Raw genomic sequence first — 20,649 nt, 5'->3', positions numbered from 1 at the left:
CGCTACAGGATCGAGAATGTGGTGATCTGATCCTGATTACGGCAAAAAGTTCGATTTATTCAACAAAGCCGTCGAAACCTTAACTTCTGATTTTACGGTAGATAAACAGCACGACGATCGCACCGATAACGGCGACAACGAAGCTGCCAAAATTGAATCCGTCCACGCGGCCAAAACCGAAGAATGTACTGATATAGCCACCCACCACAGCACCGACAACACCCAGTACTACAGTCAGAATGAAACCACCGCCATCTTTGCCCGGCATGATCCACTTAGCCAGAATACCTGCAATAAGACCAAAGATGATCCAGGATAAAATTCCCATTTTCGACTCCTCCGAATAGATTTCCGTTACCGTGAATATTGTTCAGCCAAGTCGGCCAAACAAAAGCAGAACCGTTGAGACTCTGCAAACCGGGTGGCAGGTTTATTTTCATGCCCCACGCACAACCCTCTCTCAAACTGCCCTGAAAGCGTAGCACTGAATCGACAAACCCGCCAAAAATCAGCAGGAAGGAGAAAATAGCAGCAAATGATGACGTTTTTAAAGGCAACGTCAGCATCAACAGGGCTTTCGTCAGGTACCCGCACAGGGACGTAAAATTGCGTAAAAAGTACGCCAAATATTTTGAATGACTTACTCAAATCAATCCGTTTTTCATCTCCATTCATCAGGCCTATTATACCTCCATCGAAAGGAAACCACCTTTCACTCATACAAACCTGAATGGAATACTTATCATGAAAAACGTCAAAATTTTTGCTGTAGCTGCTACCCTCTCCCTGATTTCTTTCGGTAGCTTCGCGGCTCAGCAGGTCACTCAGCCTTCCGGTGACATGCAGAAAATCGGTGTTATCTCCGCGGCTAACTCCACCACTCTGAGTGGCCTGGAAGCAAAACTGTCACAGCAGGCGAAAGACGCCGGTGCTTCTTCTTACCGTATCATTTCCGTGACCGGTAACAACAAACTGCACGCTGACGCTGAAATCTACAAATAATCGCCGCGCAGAACCGTAGCCCGATAAAACCCTCTTAAAAAGCCTGTGGAAGCGCATCTTCCACAGGCTTTTTGTTTATCTGCGCCGCCCCCTCAGAATTTCTTTTACATCCTGATTGCATCTTACCTATTTTGTTAACTATTCTGGTTTTTTCGCTCATCAGGAAAAGCCATGACCGTCACCGAATCCCTTATTTCTTACGCGTTTGCCGCCGGCATTTTGACCCTCACGCCTGGCCTGGATACCGCATTAGTACTGCGTACCGCCGCCAGTCAGGGCAGTAAAAAAGCGCTGTCTACCGCCATCGGGATCAGCAGCGGTTGTCTGCTGTGGGGGGCGATGGTCGCACTCGGCCTGGGTGCCGTGCTCGCCGCGTCTGAAATCGCATTCAATGTACTCAAATGGATCGGTGCCGCATATCTCGGCTGGCTGGGCCTGCAAATGTTGTTCAAACCCCGCAGCGAAATGAACATGGCGGCGCCTGAAGGCAGCGGAAAAATGCGACGTATTGGTAATTCACCGTTCCTGAGAGGGCTGTTTGGCAATGTGCTGAACCCGAAGGTCGGCGTGTTTTATGTCTCTTTCCTGCCGCAGTTTGTCGCTACCGGCTATCCCGTCGGGCCCTATATTTTCGGGCTCGCCGCCATGCACGCCGTGATTGGCACACTCTGGTCAGTCACAATGATTTCTGCCACGCGCCCGCTGTCGCGCTGGTTACGCCGTCCGGGGGTAGTCAGAACGCTGGATCGTCTCACCGGTACCGTTTTTATTGCTTTTGCAGTCCGACTCGCTACGACCAAACGCTAACGAAAAAGGAAGAATGTCATGAAGACCCGACTCAGCCATGCCCCGACCGCAGACGATCTCGATGAAATCAAAGCCGGTCTGCGCAGTTTCAACAGAAACTTCATTCCGCAGCCGAAATTTCGTGAGTTAGGGATTTTTGTTGAAGATGAAAATGGTCACAAACAGGCAGGAATTGTGGCTGAAACCATCGGTAATTGGATGTATATCCAGATGCTGTGGGTCGATGAGTCGTTACGCGGAAAAGATGTCGGGACACAACTGATTACAGAAGCGGAAGAAGAAGCCAAAACGCGGGGCTGCCGGTATTCGCTGGTCGATACGTTTAGTTTTCAGGCGCGGCCTTTCTATGAGCGCATGGGTTATGCGACGCAGATGACGCTGGAAGATTATATCCGCGATACCCGTACACCTGATGATGCACCGTCAACCCATACCCGCTATTTCCTGACGAAAACACTAGGCTGAAAGAGCAACGCGAGGCTAAACAGGCCGCGCACCTTTTTAGTTACTTAGCAGACAGCGCTAACCACTCCAGAACAGCGGGTCGTTGCCACTGCGCCTGTGCGTAAGCCGCCAGTTTTTCCGGCATTGCATCACCATTGAGAAGCAGACGGTTCAGCATCAGCGCCAGATCAACATCCGCAATACTCCATTCACCAAACAAATGCTCTTTATCCCCCAGTAAACGTTCGGCGGCGGCATACAACTTTTCTGCGGCCTGCTGGCCCTCAGCAGAAAGCGGCGGACATTTAGCCCCCGCAAAGACCACTTCCGTTGAACGTTCCTGACGGATGGGCATCAGATCGCTGCGCAGCCACGCCTGCACTTCACGCGCTTTGGCACGATTTTCCGGATCCGCAGGATAGATAGCCGGAAACGTCGGCGCCGGGAACAGCTCTTCCACGTATTCATCAATCGCGGAAGATTCGGATAACACAAACGTGCCATTGGTCAGCGTCGGAACACGACGGGTCATGGACAGTGCTGAATAGGTTTCTTTCAGGTTCTCCGCATCCGCCAGACTGACCGTTTCCAGTTCAAACGGGATGCCCTTTTCTGTCAGCGCCACAAAAGCTGACATCACGTAAGGACTGAAATAATTCGCATCAGAATACAAAATCAGCGAAGGCTGGCTCATGGAAATCTCCTGAAAAAATACAGCAAAGGAGAAAAACATAGCGCAGAAAGGGGGACGTGTCGTTTAAAAAACCGATATTTCAGTTCTCCTGCCCGGTGTAAAACTCCCTCCCAGCCTCCCCCTTCGCGGGGGAGGAGCAAAAACGCGATCTGCTCCCTCCCTGCGAAGGGGAGGGTTGGGGTGGGGTATTAATAGCATCTGCGTCGCTATTATTTCAGCCGGAATACCTGAACTATTTCATTCAGGCGACGCGCCTGATCTTCCAGAGAAGCCGAAGCAGCTGATGCTTCCTGAACCAGCGCGGAGTTCTGTTGCGTGACACCGTCCATTTCGTGTACGGCCTGCGTCACCTGGCTGATCCCGCGCGATTGCTCGTCGGAGGCCGCGACAATTTCGCTCATGATATCGCGCACGTCAGTGACCGCTTTCATGATCTCTTTCATCGTTTCCCCGGCGCTTTTCACCAGCCCGACGCCGTGATCAACGCGGGACGTGGATTCCTCAATCAGGGCAGAAATCTCTTTTACGGCGTCGGCGCTGCGTTGCGCCAGACTGCGCACTTCAGATGCCACCACGGCAAATCCGCGCCCCTGCTCGCCCGCGCGGGCGGCTTCTACCGCCGCATTCAGCGCCAGAATATTGGTCTGGAAAGCAATGCCGTTGATGACCGTCGTGATGTCGCCAATTCGCCGCGAACTGTCGTCAATCGCGCTCATTACGCCGACTACGTCGGACATAATGCGATCGCCCTTTCCGGCGATTTCCGTGGCGTTCGCCGTCAGTTCGGTCGCAACGTGTGCATTATCGGCATTCTGTTTTACCGTCGCCGTCAGCTGTTCCATGCTGGCGGCGGTTTCTTCCAGCGCGGCCGCCTGCTGCTCGGTTCGCGAAGCCAGATCGATATTCCCCGCGGCAATCTGCGATGCGCCGCTGCCGACCGCATGGCTGGTCGAAATAATGTCGTTCACCACATGCCGCAGTTGCGCCTGCATGGTTTGCAGGGCAAAGAAGATGCTGCTGTGATCGTTTTTCTGCGTGACGATCGGGTGCGTTAGGTCACCGTCTGCGACCGTCAGCGCGATTTTCGCCGCATCCGCAGGCTCGCCGCCCACCGGGCGCAAAACTTTGCGGGTGAAAATCACGCTCAGCACGGCAAACACCACCACGATGCTCAGCACCATCAGCACCAGCGCGTAATAAAGCTGACGCGTACTTTCTTTCATCACCGCTTTTACCGGCGCCACAATGCCCAGCATCCACGGCGTGCCGGTATTACCGATCTGAATCGGCACAAACTCGGCAAAGGCATTTTCGCCCAGCACCGGATCCTGCTGTTCGCGGCTGGTCATTTGCCCGGTCTGTATGCTTTTCAGCAACGGCGCATCGTTTTCAAGCTGGTGCGTGACCTGCTCTTTTTTAGGCGAAGAGATGAAATGGCCGGTCTGCGAAAACAGCATTGCGTAGCCGGTTCCCTGATACGGTTTAATGCCGTTGACCAGCGTCTGCAAGGTTTGCAGCGAGAAATCCGCCGTTACCGAACCCAGAAATTTCCCGTCCACGATAATCGGCACGGCAATGGACGTCAGCAACGTATCCACGCCGTTATACGGGTAACTGTATGGCTCCAGAATGACTTCTTTTTGCAGCTTTCGTGGCAGCAAATAGTAGTCGCCGCTGCCCGGCGTTTCGTAGTCGGTGAGATTGTGCAGCACGATATTTCCGCTGGTATCGCGGTCAACGTAGCGGACATAACGCCCGTTGGGATCCTGCCCTTCTTTTGCGGCGAAATCGCCGTCTTTGCCGTCAAACGCGTCCGGCTCCCAGGCCAGTGACATCGATAAAAAATCCGGATGACTTTTGAGCGCATTTTGTAACAGCGTATCGGCGAGTTTGCGGTCAGTATGCCCGGCTTCACGCAGGCTGATCATGCTCTGAACCAGGTCACGCGCGGCATGCAGGGCCGTGTCGAGTTTCTGGCGGGCAAGATAGCCGTCGGTATTGGCGGTCTGCTGGAGATAACGGCGGGCGATGTCGCGCTGCTGTCCGGCGGACTGCCAGCTCAGCAATCCGACCGTAATGATGTAACCGAGACTTATCGTAAGTAGCCCGACAATCAGCATCAGCGTACGGGTACGCATGGTTTTTTTAGGAACAGTTTTCTGTGGTGCAACCCCAACTCCGGCTGCCGGTGAAAGCGCCTGCATCTGACTCATAATTACCCCGGAACAGTCAACGTACTGTGAAATTCACGATGAAAAAACGCGGATTATCTGTCCCTGATTTGTGCCCCCTGAAGATAAGCAGGAATTCCCTTATCGCCTGAATTATCGGCATCACAGGGGCGGGTCTTTAGCCAAAACGGTAAAAAACTGTCCCGCAAAGATAAACGTTCGCATCCTGCCGGTGTCTCCCTATACTGCTGTTATGTCAGCTGGCTCAGCACCTTGTTTGGGAAACTCCTATGAAGTCATGGCTCTTATCGCTTTTGTTGCTTGTTCCGCTGTGCTCGCAGGCGGCATCTACGCCGAAAGAAATCAAAGCACGTTTCAGCCAGTTTAAGGTCGGGGATAAAACTATTTGTCTCGATGATGTGACCTACGCCAACAACAGCAAAATGAAGGTCATCGAGAATGGCTTTGTGGTCTCGAAGCAAAAAAACGTGCTTATTTATCAGAGTAATACGCTGTTTTTGCTGGGTAACGAGGTCACGGTGAACATCAAAGCCGTGATTGAAAGCAAGATGGGGAAAACGTCATTCTCCAACCAGTTCAGGCAGGCCATGATTCAGGTCGAGGGAATGGATGACCCGGCGCGCGCCGGCGAGAAAGCCAAAATCATTCAGTCTTTCGAAGATGTTATTTCCGACAAGCACAATGAAACACCCTACAGCTCAGTGGCGCTGACTGAAAAAGGCTACATCATCACTCAGGTTGATAGCCATTCCACCACCATCAGCGAATGTTATGTAACGCCGTATAAAAAGGCAGAAACTGCCCGATAAATCAGAGGGAAATGATGACTGTTTTAGTACCGATGAGCGCTGCATTTTATGAAGAATTTGCAGAACTGCTGGCGAAAGATTATGCCGAAGAGAATGTGACTGCCGGGCTGTGGCTGCCGGATACGGCCCTGGAACGCGCGCGCAGCGCCACACAAAACGCGCTGCCGCAGGGCGTTGAAACACCGGATCACTATTTGTATGAAATCAGGCAGGAAGAACCTGGCGAAACCGTGGGATATCTGTGGTTTGCCAATATTGAACGCTACGGCGTGCGCAGCGCTTTCGTGTATGAACTGACGGTTTATCCGCAATTTCGTCGTCAGGGACATGCCATCGCGGCGTTCCGGCTGATGGAAGAACACCTGCGCGAGCTGGGCAGCGTGGCGATTGAGCTGAACGTTTTCGCCAGCAATCCCGGCGCGCAGGCACTTTATGCCAGCCTGGGTTATGTCACGACAAAAATGAATATGCGTAAACCGCTTTAGCGGATGTATTTCATAAAGTTAGTCGGTTTACCCACGCGGTCATAAAGCTGGCGCGCGGTGTAATTGGTGGTCTGCGTCATCCAGTACACGTTGGCTTTTTCGTTTTTGTCAGCATGAGCGTAGACCACTTCAATCAGTTTCTGCCCGATACCCAGTTTGCGCGCGGACTCATCGACGTATAAATCCTGCAAATACACCACCTGATTCATGTGCCAGCCGTGATCGTGATTCAGGCAATTCACCAGCCCGACCAGCCTCCCCTGATATTCCGCCACATAGCCAAACATGCCGTCATAGTCAGGATCCGACAACCGCCGGAACGTGAAATCAAACTGCGCCGGATCCAGCTCCGACTGGTAAAAATCCAGATAACCGCGCCACAAATTTTCCCAACCTTCGCGGTCGGCAGGCGTTAACGGACGGATAACAACATCTTGCGGCTGGCTCATCGGTCATTCTCCTCAGTAAATGAAATCGTTACGGGCGGGACTGCGGATAATGTATCAGGTCGTGGAAACGCACGGAATGTTCACTCTTATTGCGGTATGCGTGCGCGCAATCCGCCGCAAACCGCAGCGCTTCTCCGGCGCTCAGTACGCGGGTCACGCCATCCACGGTCAGCGTCAGTTCGCCCTCAATCACAATCACATGCTCGATAACACCGGCTTCATGAGGCGTAGACTCGCTGCAACCGCCGGGTTCGAGATCGATAACAAACATATCCATGCGCAAAGTCGTGTCGTAGGGGAATAACGGCACGACGCGCATTCCTGAAGTGTCGCTGTTAAACGTGGTCAGCAACCCGTGGCGATGCAGCGCGGCAGATTGCTCCGGCGGTGTTTCGAGAAACTCTGAAAACGAGACATTCAGCCCGCTGGCGATTTTCCATAAAGTCGCCACGGTCGGACTGGATTCGCCGCGTTCAATTTGCCCGAGCATGGCCTTACTGACGCCGGTTTTTTCTGCCGCCTGAGTGAGACTCCATCCGCGTTCGCTGCGCACGGCTTTCAGCTGACTGCCAATATGGCGGGTAAGTTCCTGCATTGTGTCTCCTCTGCGACGATGATCGTTCATCGCGATTGTGCGTTATAACGCACAGTGATATCTTGAGCGCATCATATGTGCGCTATAACGCACAACAGCATACCGCCAGCGTCCGCTAACCCGAAGGATTTTCACAAATGACCATGCGTATCAGTTTGCAGGATGTCACTTTTTCGGCGGTGATAGCCGGATTTGTCGCAGTTTTAGTCGGCTATACCAGCTCCGCGGCAATTATCTTTCAGGCAGCTGAAGCGGCGGGTACCAGCGCGCCACAAATCGGTGGCTGGCTGAGCATGCTGGGTCTGGGAATGGGCGTGACGAGCATCGGACTTTCGCTGTATTACCGCACGCCGGTCGTGACCGCATGGTCGACGCCCGGCGCAGCGTTACTCGTCACCAGTCTGCCCGGCACGTCGATTAACGAGGCCATTGGCGTGTTTGTATTTGCCACCGGTCTGATCCTGCTGTGCGGCGTGACCGGCTTGTTCGCCAGACTGATGCATTACATTCCGCAGGCGCTTTCGGCTGCGATGCTGGGCGGCATTCTGCTGCGTTTCGGGCTGAATGCGTTTACCTCGCTGCAAAGTAATTTCGCGCTGGCGGGCACGATGTGTCTGGTTTATCTGCTGGCGAAACGCGCCCTGCCACGCTATGCGGTGGTGCTTGCGCTGATTGCCGGGCTGATCGTCGCCGGCTTACAAGGTGATATTGCGCTGCACGGCCAGACCATGACGTTTGCCGCGCCGGCATTTGTGATGCCGCATTTTACGTGGCCTTCCATTATCGGCATCGGCATTCCGTTTTTCGTGGTGACCATGGCGTCACAAAATGCACCAGGTATCGCCACGCTGAAAGCGCACGGCTATCACCTGCCCGTTTCGCCGCTGATTTCGTGGACCGCGCTCACCGCGTTAATTCTGGCACCGTTCGGCGGATTTACCGTTTGTATCGCCGCCATTACCGCCGCAATTTGTATGGGTGAAGATATCCACCCGGATCCGAAAAAGCGCTACATGGCCGCCGTCTCCGCCGGGATTTTCTACCTGATTGCCGGTGTGTTTGGGGGTTCGATCGGCCTGGTGTTTACCGCGCTACCTCCCGCGCTTATTCATACTATCGCCGGGCTGGCACTGCTCGGCACTATTGCCGGGAGTTTATACCGGGCGCTGGAAAATGAACGTCAGCGTGACGCAGCGATTATCACGTTTCTGATCACCGCGTCCGGCGTGACATTACTCGGCGTGGGTTCGGCGTTCTGGGGCTTAACCGGCGGCGTGATCTCGCATCTGATCCTCAGTATTCCTGCGCGTAACAAGGCGCAACCGCCCGCGAAAGGTTGAGTCCGTTCAAGTTATGGGTAACAGGTTTTCGTAACACGAAACAAAGTGACGGTGGTCACATTTTCCGCCGTCCAAACGCTCTTTACTGGGAGCCATCAGGCCAAAAATGCCCCCTTTAAAGAGCGAGAATTCCATGACAATTGCCACTCAATCCTGCGTCGTAACCGGGAAAAAAGACGTCTCGGTGATCGGCCAGACCATCGACTACACAGGCCAGGGCACGCTGGTAAAAATCACCCGTGGCGGCATCTGCGGTTCCGACCTGCATTACTACGAACACGGTGCCGTCGGTGATTTCAAAGTACGCGAGGCGATGGTGCTCGGGCATGAAGTAGTGGGTGTGGTGGAGAAATCTGACAACCCAAATTTGCAGCCGGGCCAGAAAGTCGCGCTGAACCCCAGCAAGCCATGCAAGGCCTGCAAATATTGCCTTTCCGGTGATGAAAACCAGTGCACCACCATGAAATTCTTTGGCAGCGCGATGTATTTCCCGCACATCAACGGCGCATTTACGCAATATAAAATCGTCGACAGCGAACAGTGTATTCCTTACGACAATCAGGTCAGCGACCGGCTGATGGTGTTCGCCGAACCGCTTGCGGTAGCAATCCACGCGGTCAATCAGGCCGGGGATATTCACGGCAAAACGGTGTTTGTTTCCGGCGTCGGTCCGATTGGCTGCCTGATCGTGCTGGCCGCTAAAGCCAAAGGTGCAGCACAAATCGTGGTAACGGATCCGAGCGAACGTTGCCGCACGCTGGCACTGGCCGTTGGCGCAAGCAAAGCGCTGGACGCCGCGCAGGGTGATTTCAGCGAATATCAGGCCGAAAAAGGTTTCTTCGATGTCTCCTTTGACGCCTCCGGCCATCCTTCTTCTATCCGCCGCTGTCTGGAAGTCACCCGCGCACGCGGCACACTGGTGCAGGTCGGCATGGGGCCCGTGGTGAATGAATTCCCGCTGATGATTCTGATTGCCAAAGAAATTAACTGGGTCGGCAGCTTCCGTTTCACCGGGGAATTTAATACGGCGGTGGAATGGCTGGCGAATAAAACCGTCGATCCGATGCCGTTACTGTCAGCGGAATTCCCGCAGGAAAGTCTGGTGGAAGCACTGGACTATGCAATGGATAAATCCAAAGCATCGAAAGTTCAGCTGGTTTTCTAGTCTGCTGACGGATTCACAATATCAAAACATCGCTTCATTTTATGATGTCCTCCGATTTTCATCCTCAGAGGACATTTGCATTATGGTGAAGGATAACGCGAAAAAGCAGGTCGCGCTGCTGCTGGCCGACGGATTTGAAGAAGGCGAAGCGGTGATTGTGCTCGATATTCTCGAGCGGCTGGAAATTCAGGTCACTACGCTGGCCTGCCAGAAAAGCCTGACGCTGCGCACTTACCACGGCATTCAGATGCAGGCCAATGAATTGCTGAGCGCACAGGGCGATCGTTTGTATGACGCGGTGGTGATGCCCGGCGGCCCGGAAGGCTCGGTGGCGCTGGCGGCCAGCAAAGATGTCGTGGAATTTGTCCGCCGTCATGACGAAGCTGGAAAACTGATTTGCCCGCTGTGCTCGGCGGCCGCGCGCGTTCTGGGCGGTAACGGCCTGCTGAAAGGACGGCGTTATGTCTGTTCCGGCGATTTATACAAAGACGTCAAAGACGGTATTTATGTGAATCAGTCTTTTGTCGAGGACGGCAATCTGCTCAGCGGAAAAGGCTTAGGGCTGGCATTTGATTTCGCTTTCCAGCTGGCGTACCGCCTGACCGGCGACGCCCAGACCACCAATTTTCAGGCCGACCACATCGATTATCACCACTGGCGCGCTGACCAGAAAATCTGATTTTTATCAGCGGGCGATGCAGATCGTCCGCCAACATCAGCATCATGTCCGTTTTTGGCATTCTCCCGGCAGGTTTTCAGGCGCAGACTGGTTTCACATTCACCAGACGGAGTCCGAAAATGACCCACAGCGCCCTGTTAAATATTGATGTGCAACGTTCTTTCGAGCAAAAAGACTTCTGGCAGCAGGATGATTTACCGGCTTTCAGCCAGGCATTAACCCGCCTGATCGACGGCTGTCAGACCCGTAAAGTTCCCATCATCGACGTGTTTCATGTCAATCCTGACGGTGTGTTTTCGCTTGAATCCGGGCTGGTCACGCCGATGGCTTTTCTCACCCATCAGCCGCAGCACGTTGTCCATAAACATGTTCACAATTCCCTGACCGAATCCGGCCTCGACGCGTGGCTGCGGGAACGAGGTATCACACATCTGATCATTGCCGGAATGCGTACCGAACAATGCTGTGAAACCACGGCGCGCGTGGCGTCCGATCTGGGTTACACAGTGACGTTTGTTACCGAAGCGACGCTGACGTTTCCGATGACACACGCCAGCGGCGTGACGCTGAGCGCGGCTGAAATCAAATTGCGCACCGAGCTGGTGCTGGCCGACCGTTTTGCCACGATTACCGACGTCAGCGGCGCACTGGCGGAACTCGCTCGCGCTGTGTGAAGATAGGCGCAGTGATGATGAATCTGTGAGGCGATATGCAACGAAATGTCTACTTTATGACGCTGCCGGGCGTGATGGCCTTAGACCTGACCGGTCCGGCGGAGGCACTGCGTATCGCCGGGCAGTTTGCGCTGCACTACATCGGCCCGCTGCCGGAAATCACGATGTCGACCGGGCTGACGGTCAGCCATTTGCAGCCACTGCCGGAAACGTTGCCGGAAGGCAGCATTCTGATCATGCCCGGCGTTGATCGTTCGGAAGAAAATTTTTCCTCACCCGTCGCCCAATTTGCCTGTGACTGGCTGCGTCAGCAAAAAAATGCCATCGAAAACGGTTTGCTGACGCTGGTTTGTATCTGTTCCGGTAGCCTTCTGGCGGGAAAGGCCGGGCTGCTCGACGGCTATCAGTGCACCACGCATCACGACGTGATCGCGCGTCTGCGCCAGCAGGTGCCTGCCGCACAGGTGAAAGATAACCGGATATTTGTCGAGGATCGTTCCGTGCTGACCAGCGCGGGGATCAGCGCCGGTATCGATCTGGCACTGCACCTGATCGCCACGCATCTCGGCCCGCAGGCCGCGCTGGACGTCGCCCGCGAAATGGTGGTGTATTTCCGCCGCGGCGGCGATGATCCGCAACTCTCCCCGTGGCTGCGCTACCGCAATCATCTGCATCCTGCCGTCCATCGTGCGCAAAACCTGATGGCCGCCGAACCGGAATCTCCGTGGCAGGTGGAAGACGTCGCCGCCAGAGCCCACATCAGCGGCCGCCACCTGACGCGCCTGTTCCGCCAGCATCTGGGTATCAGCGTACGCGACTACCATGAACAGCTGCGCATCGCCGTCGCACAACAACGCATCCGGCAAGGATCAGGCATCGAGAAAGCCGCCCTCGCCGCCGGATTTTCCTCTGCAAGACAATTCCGGCGGGCGCAGGAGCGCTGGAATGATGGTGTTGCTGATTGCAAGTTGAGCAATAAGTGAGTAAAATTTTACTCACTGACGGTTTGTGGGACTGAATAGCAACGCTAAACAGTACGTCAGTGTCTGCCTTTAAAGGTCGCTGGCCGTGCCGCGATAAGATGAAAAATCTAAAGACCTCCGCCTGAAGCTGTAAAACAAAAAAGCGACCCTGAGTCGCTTTTTTGTTATCTGCGCTTTGCCGGCAGTTTTATTCCTTTCATTCTCGCATCAAAAATATACCAAAAACTGAATCGCCCGTTTACACCAACCTGTCCGGCCCATTTTTCTCTCGGATAACCTGTCATTACTTTTAATCGGATATCACTCGCAGGATGTGTGTTTTTCGTTATCTCAAAAAACATACAATAATCTACACCCATATAATGTTCTTCAAGATAATAAAAGGTGTCCTGATGCTGATGAGGAGTTCTTGCTAATATCGCATTTTCATTAATCAATTTATTAACAAGGTCGGGTAAGCGGCATGAATAAGAATAACGCTCCCGGCAGAAATAGCACCGGTGCTTACCAGGGCTGTGCGGATAAACCCAGAGCTCAGACTCAGCCTGATGTGCTGTAAAACAATGATCAGTATAAACAATAAAAATCTGCAACTGACGAACTGGGAAGTCATGGCTGGCAGGCCTTACCGCGGTAATTGTCGATGCCCGCAGATGTTCCAGCGTATAAATCTCACCGTTGATTTCAAAGGGCAGCCAAAATGTCATGATGATTTGCCTGAATAAAGGAAATGAAAGAGTATCCAGAAAAAACAGACAAAGATAATGAAATAGATTAATCGTCCTGCGGTACATTCCTGACATAATAAAATAGACAAAGGAATTAATATATAACCCGATATCATTCACGCCAGTTATAATCACATTACTCCGAATTAACTCACCCAATTCCGCCGGTCAATTTTCCCCAGCGCCATCGCCAGCAGCAGGCCGCCGCCGAGCCCGCAAATAAATAGGTACGCGACATTGAACAGCGGGAATTGGGGGAAATCGAGATGGCGGCCGCGCAATCCGATGATAATCAGCGCATGAAAGCCGTAGATAGCCAGAGAATGGCGGGAGATCAGCGCAAATCCTGGCAGGATGCGTTGCGCCAGCGCGTTTTTAAACACCACAAACAGTGATATGGCGGAGATAAACACCAGCGGGCCGGTGTAGACGTAGAAAGTATCGGCGAAATTCTGGTTAATCAGCATCTGCCGGTAAGTCCCGTCCGCAATCGCCAGCGTGCTGAGAACGAAAACGGCCACGGCGGTCAGCGTCACGCCGGGTTTTCGGGTATCAAGCTGGCTGATGGCGCGCCCCATCAGGGCATACAGGACGTAATAAAACGTGTCGCCGCTGATGTACAAATCCAGCGGTAACAGATGGATTTTCTGCCAGGTGAAAGCCGGAAGCTGCGGGTTCGCCAGAACGCCGAGCAGTATTCCGGCGATCAGCAGATATTTGCCAGACACAGTTTTGACGTTTATCAGCGGGGAAAGGAGGTAAACCACGATAATCGCGTAGAAGAACCAAAGGTGATAAAACACCGGTTTTTCCAGAATCAGACGCAGAGACGGCCAAAATCCAATCTTTGTCATCGTGAGGATATAGATAAGCGAGACAACGCTGTAAAAAATCAGGCATAGTGTGACGCGCAGGAAATGCCGTTTTTGTGCGCTCCGTTCACCAAAAAACAGCGCGCCGGAAATCATAAAAAATAGCGGTACACAGACACGCGAAGCCGAATTGAGCAGATTGGCAACGGTCCATTCCGCCGTGTGTATCGCCGAAAAATTCACTACCAGTGACGTGCTGGCGTGAATCATCACCACCATCATGCAGGCGAGCGCGCGCAGGTTATCTATCCAGCTGATTTTTTGGCTCATTACCTGCGATTTCCTTCCCGTTGATGTGCTGTTTGCAGCGTAGTCACCTTTTTGAACGTAAACAAGGCAAAAGTGCCGATCTCAGATTGTGCTTAACGTGAATCAGAAGATTGCGCTACGCTCAATAAATGGGCAAAATAACGCCCATTACTGCCTCGCTTGCGAATCCCGCCCGGACAGTCTCTTATTCTTCCGCTAATAATCAAACGATTAGCCTTACGTCTGTGAAATAAAAATATGCATAATTCTCCAAATACTGCGTCCCTTCTGGGGCGGCAGGCGCTTTTGTTCCCTCTGTGTCTGGTGTTGTTCGAGTTTGCGACCTATATCGGCAACGATATGATCCAGCCGGGCATGCTGGCCGTCGTGGCTAATTTTAATGCCGGGGAAGAATGGGTGCCCACCTCAATGACCGCGTATCTCGCGGGCGGAATGTTCCTGCAATGGCTGCTCGGGCCCCTGTCCGACCGGCGCGGGCGGCGGCCGGTGATGCTTGCGGGCGTCAGCTTTTTCATCGTCACCTGTCTGGCGATTCTGTTCGTACAGAACATCGAACAATTTATGGTGATGCGCTTCCTTCAGGGCATCAGTCTGTGCTTTATCGGCGCGGTGGGGTATGCCGCGATACAGGAATCCTTCGAGGAATCCATCTGCATCAAGATCACGGCCATGATGGCAAACGTCGCGCTGATCGCACCGCTGCTGGGCCCGCTGGCCGGTGCGGCGCTGATCCACGTTGCGCCGTGGCAGCTGATGTTTGTGATTTTCGCCGTGCTGGCCTCGATTTCGCTGTGGGGGTTGTGGAAATCCATGCCAGAAACCGCGTCACGCCTCGGCGAGAAGTTTTCCATGCCAAGCCTGCTGCACGATTACAAACTGGTGCTCAAAAACCGCCAGTTCCTGTGTGGCGCACTGGCAATTGGCTTTGCCAGCCTGCCGTTGCTGACGTGGATTGCGCAGTCGCCGGTCATCTTAATCAGCGGCGAAGGCTTACCGGCGTACGATTACGGCCTGTTACAGGTGCCGATTTTCGGTGCGCTGATTATTGGTAACGTCACGCTGGCGCGCCTGACCGGCAAACGGACGGTCGAATATCTGATTAAACTCGGCGCGGGCCCGATGGTTGTCGGTCTGCTGATTTCCGCCGTGGCGACGCTTTTCTCCGCCCATGCTTATCTGTGGATGACCGCCGGTCTGAGCCTTTACGCTTTCGGGATTGGTGTGGCGAACGCCGGTTTGTACCGCCTGACGCTGTTCTCCAGCGACATGAGCAAAGGTACCGTTTCTGCGGCGATGGGCGTCATCAGCATGATGATTTTCACGTTAGGGATTGAGCTGGCGAAAGTGGCTTACGTCGAAGGTGGTGCGGGAATGTTTAACCTGTTCAACCTGCTGAGCGGCCTGTCGTGGCTGGCCCTGGTAGTCGTTTTCCTGCGCAGTCGTCAGGTTGTGCTGCCGCCAAACAGCGTAGTTTGATTTCGTTCTGAGTCGCCATTAATACCCCCTTCGCAGGGAGCAGATCGCGCTTTTGCTCCTTCCCCTGCGAAGGGGGAGGCTGGGAGGGGGTTGAGCAGACAGCTCAGTGTTTAGAATAACCCCATCGGTTTACTCGAATATGAAACGAGCAAACACTTGGTTTGCTGATAGTGATCCAACATCATCTTATGGGTTTCACGCCCGATACCGGATTGTTTGTAGCCACCGAACGCCGCATGTGCCGGATAGGCGTGGTAGCAGTTGGTCCAGACGCGACCGGCCTGAATGTTGCGTCCCATGTGATACGCCACATTGCCGTCACGGCTCCAGACGCCAGCACCCAGCCCATACGCCGTGTCGTTGGCGATTTGCAGCGCGTCATCCATATCTTTAAACGTGGTCACCGCCAGCACCGGCCCGAAGATTTCTTCCTGGAATACCCGCATGTTGTTTTTACCCAGCAGGATGGTCGGTTGCAGGTAATAACCGTCGTTCAGCGAGCCTTCGAGTTTTTTCTTCGCGCCACCGGTCAGCACTTCCGCGCCCTCTTTCTTACCGATTTCGATGTAATCCAGAATGGTTTTCATCTGTCCGGCAGAAACCTGCGCGCCCATCTGGGTTTCGATATCCAGCGGGTTACCGGTTTTGATGGCCTCTACGCGTTTGATGGCGCGCTCCATAAAGCGTTCGTAGATGGATTCCTGCACCAGCGCGCGACTCGGGCAGGTACAAACTTCGCCCTGATTGAACGCAAACAGCGCGAAACCCTCCAGCGCTTTGTCAAAAAACTCATCTTCTTTGTCCATCACGTCGGCGAAGAAAATGTTCGGGGATTTGCCGCCCAGTTCCAGCGTAGCCGGGATCAGGTTTTGTGCCGCGTAACCGGCGATTTGCTGGCCGACTTCGGTCGAACCGGTAAAGGCGACTTTGGCGATACGTTTGGACGTCGCCAGATATTCGCCGATTTCACCGCCTGAACCGTTCACCACGTTGATGACGCCCGCTGGCAGAATGTCCTGCACCAGTTCCATCAGCAACAGCACGGAAAGTGGGGTCAGTTTGGCTGGTTTGAGCACGATACAGTTACCAGCAGCCAGCGCCGGTGCCATTTTCCAGCAGGCCATCAGCAGCGGGAAGTTCCACGGGATGATTTGCGCCACCACGCCCAGCGGCTCGTGGAAATGATAGGCGACAGTTTCGCTGTCGATTTCGCTGATCCCGCCTTCCTGCGCACGCACGCAGGACGCAAAATAGCGGAAATGGTCGATGGCCAGCGGAACGTCCGCACCGCTGGTTTCGCGGATCGGTTTCCCGTTGTCCCAGGTTTCGGCATTCGCCAGCAACTCAATGTTTTCTTCCATCCGGTCGGCGACTTTCAGCAGTAAATTCGCCCGCTGCTGCACCGGCATTTTGCCCCAGTCGTCTTTGGCTTTGTGCGCGGCGTCCAGCGCCAGCTCAATATCATCGGTGCCGGAACTGGCGACTTTGCACAGCACCTCACCGGTCACTGGCGTCAGATTGTCGTAATACTCTTTTTTCACCGGCGCGACCCATTCGCCGCCAATGAAGTTGTCGTATTGTTTTTTGAGTTTGAGCGGGAAACCGTATTCTTCCGGTTTGACGGCATGAGGATTTTTATCATAAGCCATAATGGAACTCCTGTATGCAGCAGGTTTTAGCAGAGCGCTGCATAAAGTTTAGGCAGTGAAAATCTAACCGACGGGATGTAAAGAGAACTCTTCGAGCGGCTTCACACCTTTTTTTCTGCAACGCTGGCGTTACCGCTGGCAGGGGGTGTCGTGCGCGCAAAACTCTCGCGCAGGAACAGGCGTTCAACCAGTTTGATCAGCGCCGGACGCTCAACACACCAGCCCGGCGCAATGCGGCGAAAGTTGATATAACCGAGCGAACAGGCGGTGGCGATATCGGCGACGTTAAGATGGTCAGAATTCAGCAGCGTGCGGTTTTCGGCGTGTTTTTCCAGCGCGTCCAGCCCGCGCAGAAGTTTCTCCCGCTGACGTAAAATCCAGGCTTCGTTGCGTTTAACGGCTTCACGGCGGTTTTCCAGCACCAGCGCGACGGCGGCGTCTGTCACGCCATCGGCCAGCGCTTCAATCTGTTTTACCCGCAACGCTTCCAGCGGCTGCCACGGCAAAAAGGTCGGCGCGACGTTCATCAGCTCGATGTACTGCACAATTATGGGGGAATCGTAAAACACTTCGCCGTCGTCAGTGACCAGCGCGGGGACTTTGCCAAGGGGATTAAACTGGGTGATTTTGCAGCCCGCGTCGTGCGGCACGTCGTTGATGAAATCGAACGGGATACCTTTTTCCAGCAACATCACCGAAATTTTGCGCACATACGGGCTGGTATAACTGCCGATCAGTTTCATCTGAGCCTCCACGTTTTTCACCGGAACCTCTGTTAAAGCTAGCAGCCACGGCACGCTTTACCAGTAAAGACGCGACGGACTGCCAGCTTTCAGAGTCATCCTGCGGGGAACAGGAAGGGGTTCACGCCGCTGCCAGTAAAGCCTTTATCTTCCATGCGGTCGTCGAGCAACAGCGTGGCGAGATCGTCGGCGACGGCATCGGCCTGCGGATCTTTATCCTGATAAATCACTTTGAGATACGCGCCGCAATCATCGCAGACTTCGGCTTTGATCGTCGCCTGCTCAGCACCGGCGGAATCTTCGCTTAAAGACCAGTAGTGAAGATTGCCCATTTCGTCGCAATTGCTGCATTTGGCGCGCACGACGTGCCATTCGCTTTCGCACAGATTGCAGTGCAGATAGCGCAGGCCGTTATTAGCCCCCATCGCAATCACCGCCGAAACCGGAATGCTGCCGCACACCGGACAAAACTGGCGGCTTTCACCATAATCGGCGCGGCCAACGCCACGAAGCTGCGCAGCCATCTGCGCCCAGTACAGCGACAGCGCCGCCCAGATAAACGGCGCTTTGTCAGCAGGAACGTGTACGAAATCCTGGTTCAGTAATTGCGTCGCCATCATTTCCCGCTGAAGGCTCGGGGAATGTTCGAGGCGTTCCAGTACCTGGCGCACTGTTTCATCGGCACCCGGTTTGAGTTCCGCAATCAGCGCATCCAGCAGAACCAGCCAGTGCGGCGTTCGCGGAAACAGGCTGCAATCGAGCGGTGGTTTACCGGCGGCTTTTTGCAATTCTTCGCTGAGGTCAATTTCCAGCGGGAATGCCGCCAGAACGCGCTGCTGCGCGTCGCAAATCGTCGCGGCAAAATTCAGATACCCGTCCAGCGGGCTGTCTTCAGCCAGTGCGCGCAAACGATCGGCGCGGCGCTGGTAAAGGTTTTTCAGATTGGCGAACAATACGGGCGGGATATTTCCCGCCGTTTTGCCGTCAGCCAGTTCGTCCTGTGGAACAATCTGTATGCTCATCCGGCTTTCCTTTCATCCTTGTCTTTTTTCAGTTGTTCAGCACGCACCTGACGATACCAGCGAGGATGATGATATTTCGCCCATGACGCCGGAACTTTGCCTTCCGTCATGGCCGTGATGGAGCCTCTCGCCCAAGTCGCCGCGTATACATGCATGATAATCACCAGAATCAACCCGATACCGGCCAGCGAATGCACCAGCAGTGCAAGGCGGATCAGCGGGATCGGGAAGTAACCGGCAAACCACGGGCGCCAGATAATGACGCCGCTCGCCATCAGCAGAACCAGACAGCTGATGGCCGCCCAGAATACGCATTTCTGACCGAAGTTATAGCGACCGGTGTCTCCGACTTCTTCATTCATCAGGACTTTATGAATATTTTTCGCCCACACGATGTCATCTTTTTCCGGCAGATTGTGCTTCCAGTAACGGAAGAACATGCCGAGGAAAGAGACGAACATCACCACGCCGAAGAACGGATGCAGAATGCGCGCCATTTGCGGGGTGCCGTAAACGTTCATCAGCCAGTTAAACGACGGAAAAAAGAAGCCGATGCCGCTGAGTGCGAGCGTCACAAAACAAAAAGCGACGATCCAGTGATTGAGGCGTTCCACCAGGCTATAGCGCTGGATTAACTTCTCTTTTTTCATGGGTGTGTCTCCTCATCATTCTGTTTTTCTTCCTCTTTCTCATCTGCGTGATCTTCTTTCACGTAGTTTGGCCCCACGCCAAGGAAGTGGAAGGCCGCCGCCGCGAAGGTCACTGCAAAACCAACGGCCGCCAGCGGTTTCCAGATGCCTTTCCAGAGCGTAACCGCCGTGCTGATGGCCGGGTCTTTTGGCAGGCCGTGGTACAGGTCGGGTTTGTCAGCATGATGCAGCACATACATAACGTGCGTGCCGCCGACGCCCTGCGGATCGTACAAACCGGCCTGTTCAAAGCCGCGCCCTTTCAGCTCGCTGACTCGTTCTGCCGCCAGATCCTGCATTTCCGTTTTGGTCCCGAAATGAATCGCGCCGGTCGGGCAGGTTTTCACACAGGCAGGTTCCTGCCCGACGCTGACGCGGTCAACGCACAGCGTGCATTTGTAAGCGCGGTTATCCTGCGGGTTAATGCGCGGGATGTTGAACGGGCAACCGGCGATGCAGTAACCGCAGCCGATGCAGTGTTCCGACTGAAAATCGACGATGCCGTTGGCGTACTGCAAAATCGCTCCCTCTGCCGGACAGGCTTTCAGACAGCCCGGATCGGCGCAGTGCATGCAGCCGTCTTTGCGGATCAGCCATTCCAGCTTGCCGTTCTCTTCCACTTCCGAGAAACGCATGACCGTCCAGGATTTCGCGCTGAGATCCATCGGGTTGTCGTAAACGCCGGTGTTCACGCCGACTTCATCGCGCAGGTCGTTCCATTCGGAACAGGCGACCTGACAGCCTTTGCAGCCGATGCAGGTGGTGACGTCGATGAGTTTCGCCACTTCCTGCTGATGATCGCGGGCACGCGGCGCTGGCGTGAACCCGTTGGTTGCGGACTTACGAAGTATGTCCTGAGATTGCATTGCCATAATTCGCCTC

The 20,649-nt window shown here is 54.2% G+C and carries 24 protein-coding genes; 11 read left to right on the top strand and 13 right to left on the bottom strand.

The window, feature by feature from the left end:
- Nucleotides 1-79 precede the first annotated feature (79 nt).
- Nucleotides 80-328 (bottom strand): GlsB/YeaQ/YmgE family stress response membrane protein, encoded by a 249-nt coding sequence (locus tag J8X26_RS16800; protein WP_056775793.1) that lies wholly within the window; start codon nt 326-328, stop codon nt 80-82.
- Nucleotides 329-354: 26 nt separating this feature from the next.
- Nucleotides 355-675 (bottom strand): hypothetical protein, encoded by a 321-nt coding sequence (locus tag J8X26_RS16795; protein ID WP_208951450.1) that lies wholly within the window; start codon nt 673-675, stop codon nt 355-357.
- Between the two features lie 69 nt (nt 676-744).
- Between J8X26_RS16795 and J8X26_RS16790 the strand changes: the two genes are divergently transcribed.
- The 3 genes from J8X26_RS16790 (at nt 745) to J8X26_RS16780 (ending at nt 2,274) form a co-directional block, all read left to right on the top strand.
- Complete coding sequence (locus tag J8X26_RS16790; RefSeq protein ID WP_208951449.1) at nt 745-1,002, top strand: YdgH/BhsA/McbA-like domain containing protein; 258 nt, start codon at nt 745-747, stop codon at nt 1,000-1,002.
- Between the two features lie 171 nt (nt 1,003-1,173).
- On the top strand, nt 1,174-1,809 hold the full coding sequence (locus tag J8X26_RS16785; RefSeq protein WP_152323681.1) for a LysE family translocator: 636 nt from the start codon (nt 1,174-1,176) through the stop codon (nt 1,807-1,809).
- Between the two features lie 18 nt (nt 1,810-1,827).
- On the top strand, nt 1,828-2,274 hold the full coding sequence (locus tag J8X26_RS16780) for a GNAT family N-acetyltransferase (RefSeq protein WP_208951448.1): 447 nt from the start codon (nt 1,828-1,830) through the stop codon (nt 2,272-2,274).
- 40 nt (nt 2,275-2,314) lie between these two features.
- Here J8X26_RS16780 and yfcF read toward each other — a convergent pair whose 3' ends face one another.
- Nucleotides 2,315-2,947, bottom strand: a complete 633-nt coding sequence (gene yfcF, locus J8X26_RS16775; protein ID WP_152323683.1) for a glutathione transferase — start codon at nt 2,945-2,947, stop codon at nt 2,315-2,317.
- A 209-nt stretch (nt 2,948-3,156) separates the two neighbouring features.
- Nucleotides 3,157-5,151 (bottom strand): methyl-accepting chemotaxis protein, encoded by a 1,995-nt coding sequence (locus J8X26_RS16770; RefSeq protein ID WP_371819781.1) that lies wholly within the window; start codon nt 5,149-5,151, stop codon nt 3,157-3,159.
- Nucleotides 5,152-5,408: 257 nt separating this feature from the next.
- Here J8X26_RS16770 and J8X26_RS16765 point away from each other — a divergent pair, with 257 nt between their 5' ends.
- Both J8X26_RS16765 and J8X26_RS16760 read left to right on the top strand, forming a co-directional pair.
- Nucleotides 5,409-5,948, top strand: a complete 540-nt coding sequence (locus J8X26_RS16765) for a hypothetical protein (RefSeq protein WP_152323684.1) — start codon at nt 5,409-5,411, stop codon at nt 5,946-5,948.
- 11 nt (nt 5,949-5,959) lie between these two features.
- Nucleotides 5,960-6,433 (top strand): GNAT family N-acetyltransferase, encoded by a 474-nt coding sequence (locus J8X26_RS16760; protein ID WP_244370633.1) that lies wholly within the window; start codon nt 5,960-5,962, stop codon nt 6,431-6,433.
- On the opposite strand, the gene J8X26_RS16755 is transcribed toward J8X26_RS16760, so the two are convergent.
- Entirely contained in the window at nt 6,430-6,882 is a 453-nt protein-coding gene (locus tag J8X26_RS16755) for a GNAT family N-acetyltransferase (protein WP_165060747.1), read from the bottom strand. The genes J8X26_RS16760 and J8X26_RS16755 overlap by 4 nt on opposite strands.
- Nucleotides 6,883-6,910: 28 nt before the next feature.
- Nucleotides 6,911-7,477 carry a helix-turn-helix domain-containing protein gene (locus J8X26_RS16750; RefSeq protein ID WP_208951447.1) on the bottom strand — a complete coding sequence of 189 codons (567 nt, stop codon included), beginning with the start codon at nt 7,475-7,477 and terminating at the stop codon, nt 6,911-6,913.
- Nucleotides 7,478-7,614: 137 nt separating this feature from the next.
- Between J8X26_RS16750 and J8X26_RS16745 the strand changes: the two genes are divergently transcribed.
- The 5 genes from J8X26_RS16745 (at nt 7,615) to J8X26_RS16725 (ending at nt 12,318) form a co-directional block, all read left to right on the top strand.
- Nucleotides 7,615-8,817 (top strand): benzoate/H(+) symporter BenE family transporter, encoded by a 1,203-nt coding sequence (locus tag J8X26_RS16745; RefSeq protein ID WP_208951446.1) that lies wholly within the window; start codon nt 7,615-7,617, stop codon nt 8,815-8,817.
- A 133-nt stretch (nt 8,818-8,950) separates the two neighbouring features.
- A complete protein-coding gene (gene idnD / locus J8X26_RS16740) occupies nt 8,951-9,982 on the top strand; it encodes an L-idonate 5-dehydrogenase (protein ID WP_208951445.1) in 1,032 nt (343 codons plus the stop codon).
- Between the two features lie 82 nt (nt 9,983-10,064).
- Nucleotides 10,065-10,661 carry a DJ-1/PfpI family protein gene (locus J8X26_RS16735; RefSeq protein ID WP_208951444.1) on the top strand — a complete coding sequence of 199 codons (597 nt, stop codon included), beginning with the start codon at nt 10,065-10,067 and terminating at the stop codon, nt 10,659-10,661.
- A 119-nt stretch (nt 10,662-10,780) separates the two neighbouring features.
- A complete protein-coding gene (locus J8X26_RS16730) occupies nt 10,781-11,335 on the top strand; it encodes an isochorismatase family protein (protein WP_152323690.1) in 555 nt (184 codons plus the stop codon).
- A 35-nt stretch (nt 11,336-11,370) separates the two neighbouring features.
- Complete coding sequence (locus J8X26_RS16725) at nt 11,371-12,318, top strand: GlxA family transcriptional regulator (protein WP_208951443.1); 948 nt, start codon at nt 11,371-11,373, stop codon at nt 12,316-12,318.
- A gap of 164 nt (nt 12,319-12,482) precedes the next feature.
- On the opposite strand, the gene J8X26_RS16720 is transcribed toward J8X26_RS16725, so the two are convergent.
- Nucleotides 12,483-13,025, bottom strand: a complete 543-nt coding sequence (locus J8X26_RS16720) for a hypothetical protein (RefSeq protein ID WP_208951442.1) — start codon at nt 13,023-13,025, stop codon at nt 12,483-12,485.
- 167 nt (nt 13,026-13,192) lie between these two features.
- Nucleotides 13,193-14,188 (bottom strand): acyltransferase, encoded by a 996-nt coding sequence (locus J8X26_RS16715; protein WP_208951441.1) that lies wholly within the window; start codon nt 14,186-14,188, stop codon nt 13,193-13,195.
- Nucleotides 14,189-14,425: 237 nt separating this feature from the next.
- Here J8X26_RS16715 and J8X26_RS16710 point away from each other — a divergent pair, with 237 nt between their 5' ends.
- Nucleotides 14,426-15,664 carry an MFS transporter gene (locus tag J8X26_RS16710; RefSeq protein ID WP_165060725.1) on the top strand — a complete coding sequence of 413 codons (1,239 nt, stop codon included), beginning with the start codon at nt 14,426-14,428 and terminating at the stop codon, nt 15,662-15,664.
- Between the two features lie 110 nt (nt 15,665-15,774).
- On the opposite strand, the gene J8X26_RS16705 is transcribed toward J8X26_RS16710, so the two are convergent.
- From J8X26_RS16705 to fdxH, 5 genes are all read right to left on the bottom strand, one after another.
- Nucleotides 15,775-17,313 (bottom strand): aldehyde dehydrogenase family protein, encoded by a 1,539-nt coding sequence (locus J8X26_RS16705; protein WP_208951440.1) that lies wholly within the window; start codon nt 17,311-17,313, stop codon nt 15,775-15,777.
- A gap of 101 nt (nt 17,314-17,414) precedes the next feature.
- Complete coding sequence (locus J8X26_RS16700; protein WP_208951439.1) at nt 17,415-18,056, bottom strand: glutathione S-transferase; 642 nt, start codon at nt 18,054-18,056, stop codon at nt 17,415-17,417.
- A 95-nt stretch (nt 18,057-18,151) separates the two neighbouring features.
- Nucleotides 18,152-19,078: a formate dehydrogenase accessory protein FdhE gene (gene fdhE, locus J8X26_RS16695; protein ID WP_208951438.1), complete on the bottom strand. Its 927-nt coding sequence runs from the start codon at nt 19,076-19,078 to the stop codon at nt 18,152-18,154.
- Nucleotides 19,075-19,728 carry a formate dehydrogenase cytochrome b556 subunit gene (fdoI, locus tag J8X26_RS16690; protein ID WP_152323698.1) on the bottom strand — a complete coding sequence of 218 codons (654 nt, stop codon included), beginning with the start codon at nt 19,726-19,728 and terminating at the stop codon, nt 19,075-19,077. The genes fdhE and fdoI overlap by 4 nt, the downstream gene beginning before the upstream one ends.
- Nucleotides 19,725-20,639 carry a formate dehydrogenase subunit beta gene (gene fdxH / locus J8X26_RS16685; protein ID WP_152323699.1) on the bottom strand — a complete coding sequence of 305 codons (915 nt, stop codon included), beginning with the start codon at nt 20,637-20,639 and terminating at the stop codon, nt 19,725-19,727. The genes fdoI and fdxH overlap by 4 nt, the downstream gene beginning before the upstream one ends.
- Nucleotides 20,640-20,649 lie beyond the last annotated feature (10 nt).

Origin of the sequence: Rahnella sp. ChDrAdgB13 (genome assembly GCF_017655185.1) — a bacterium.
In the GTDB taxonomy this organism is placed as follows: Bacteria; Pseudomonadota; Gammaproteobacteria; order Enterobacterales; family Enterobacteriaceae; genus Rahnella; species Rahnella contaminans.
Note: the sequence above shows the minus strand (reverse complement) of the source record. Positions and strands in the feature narration are given on the sequence as shown.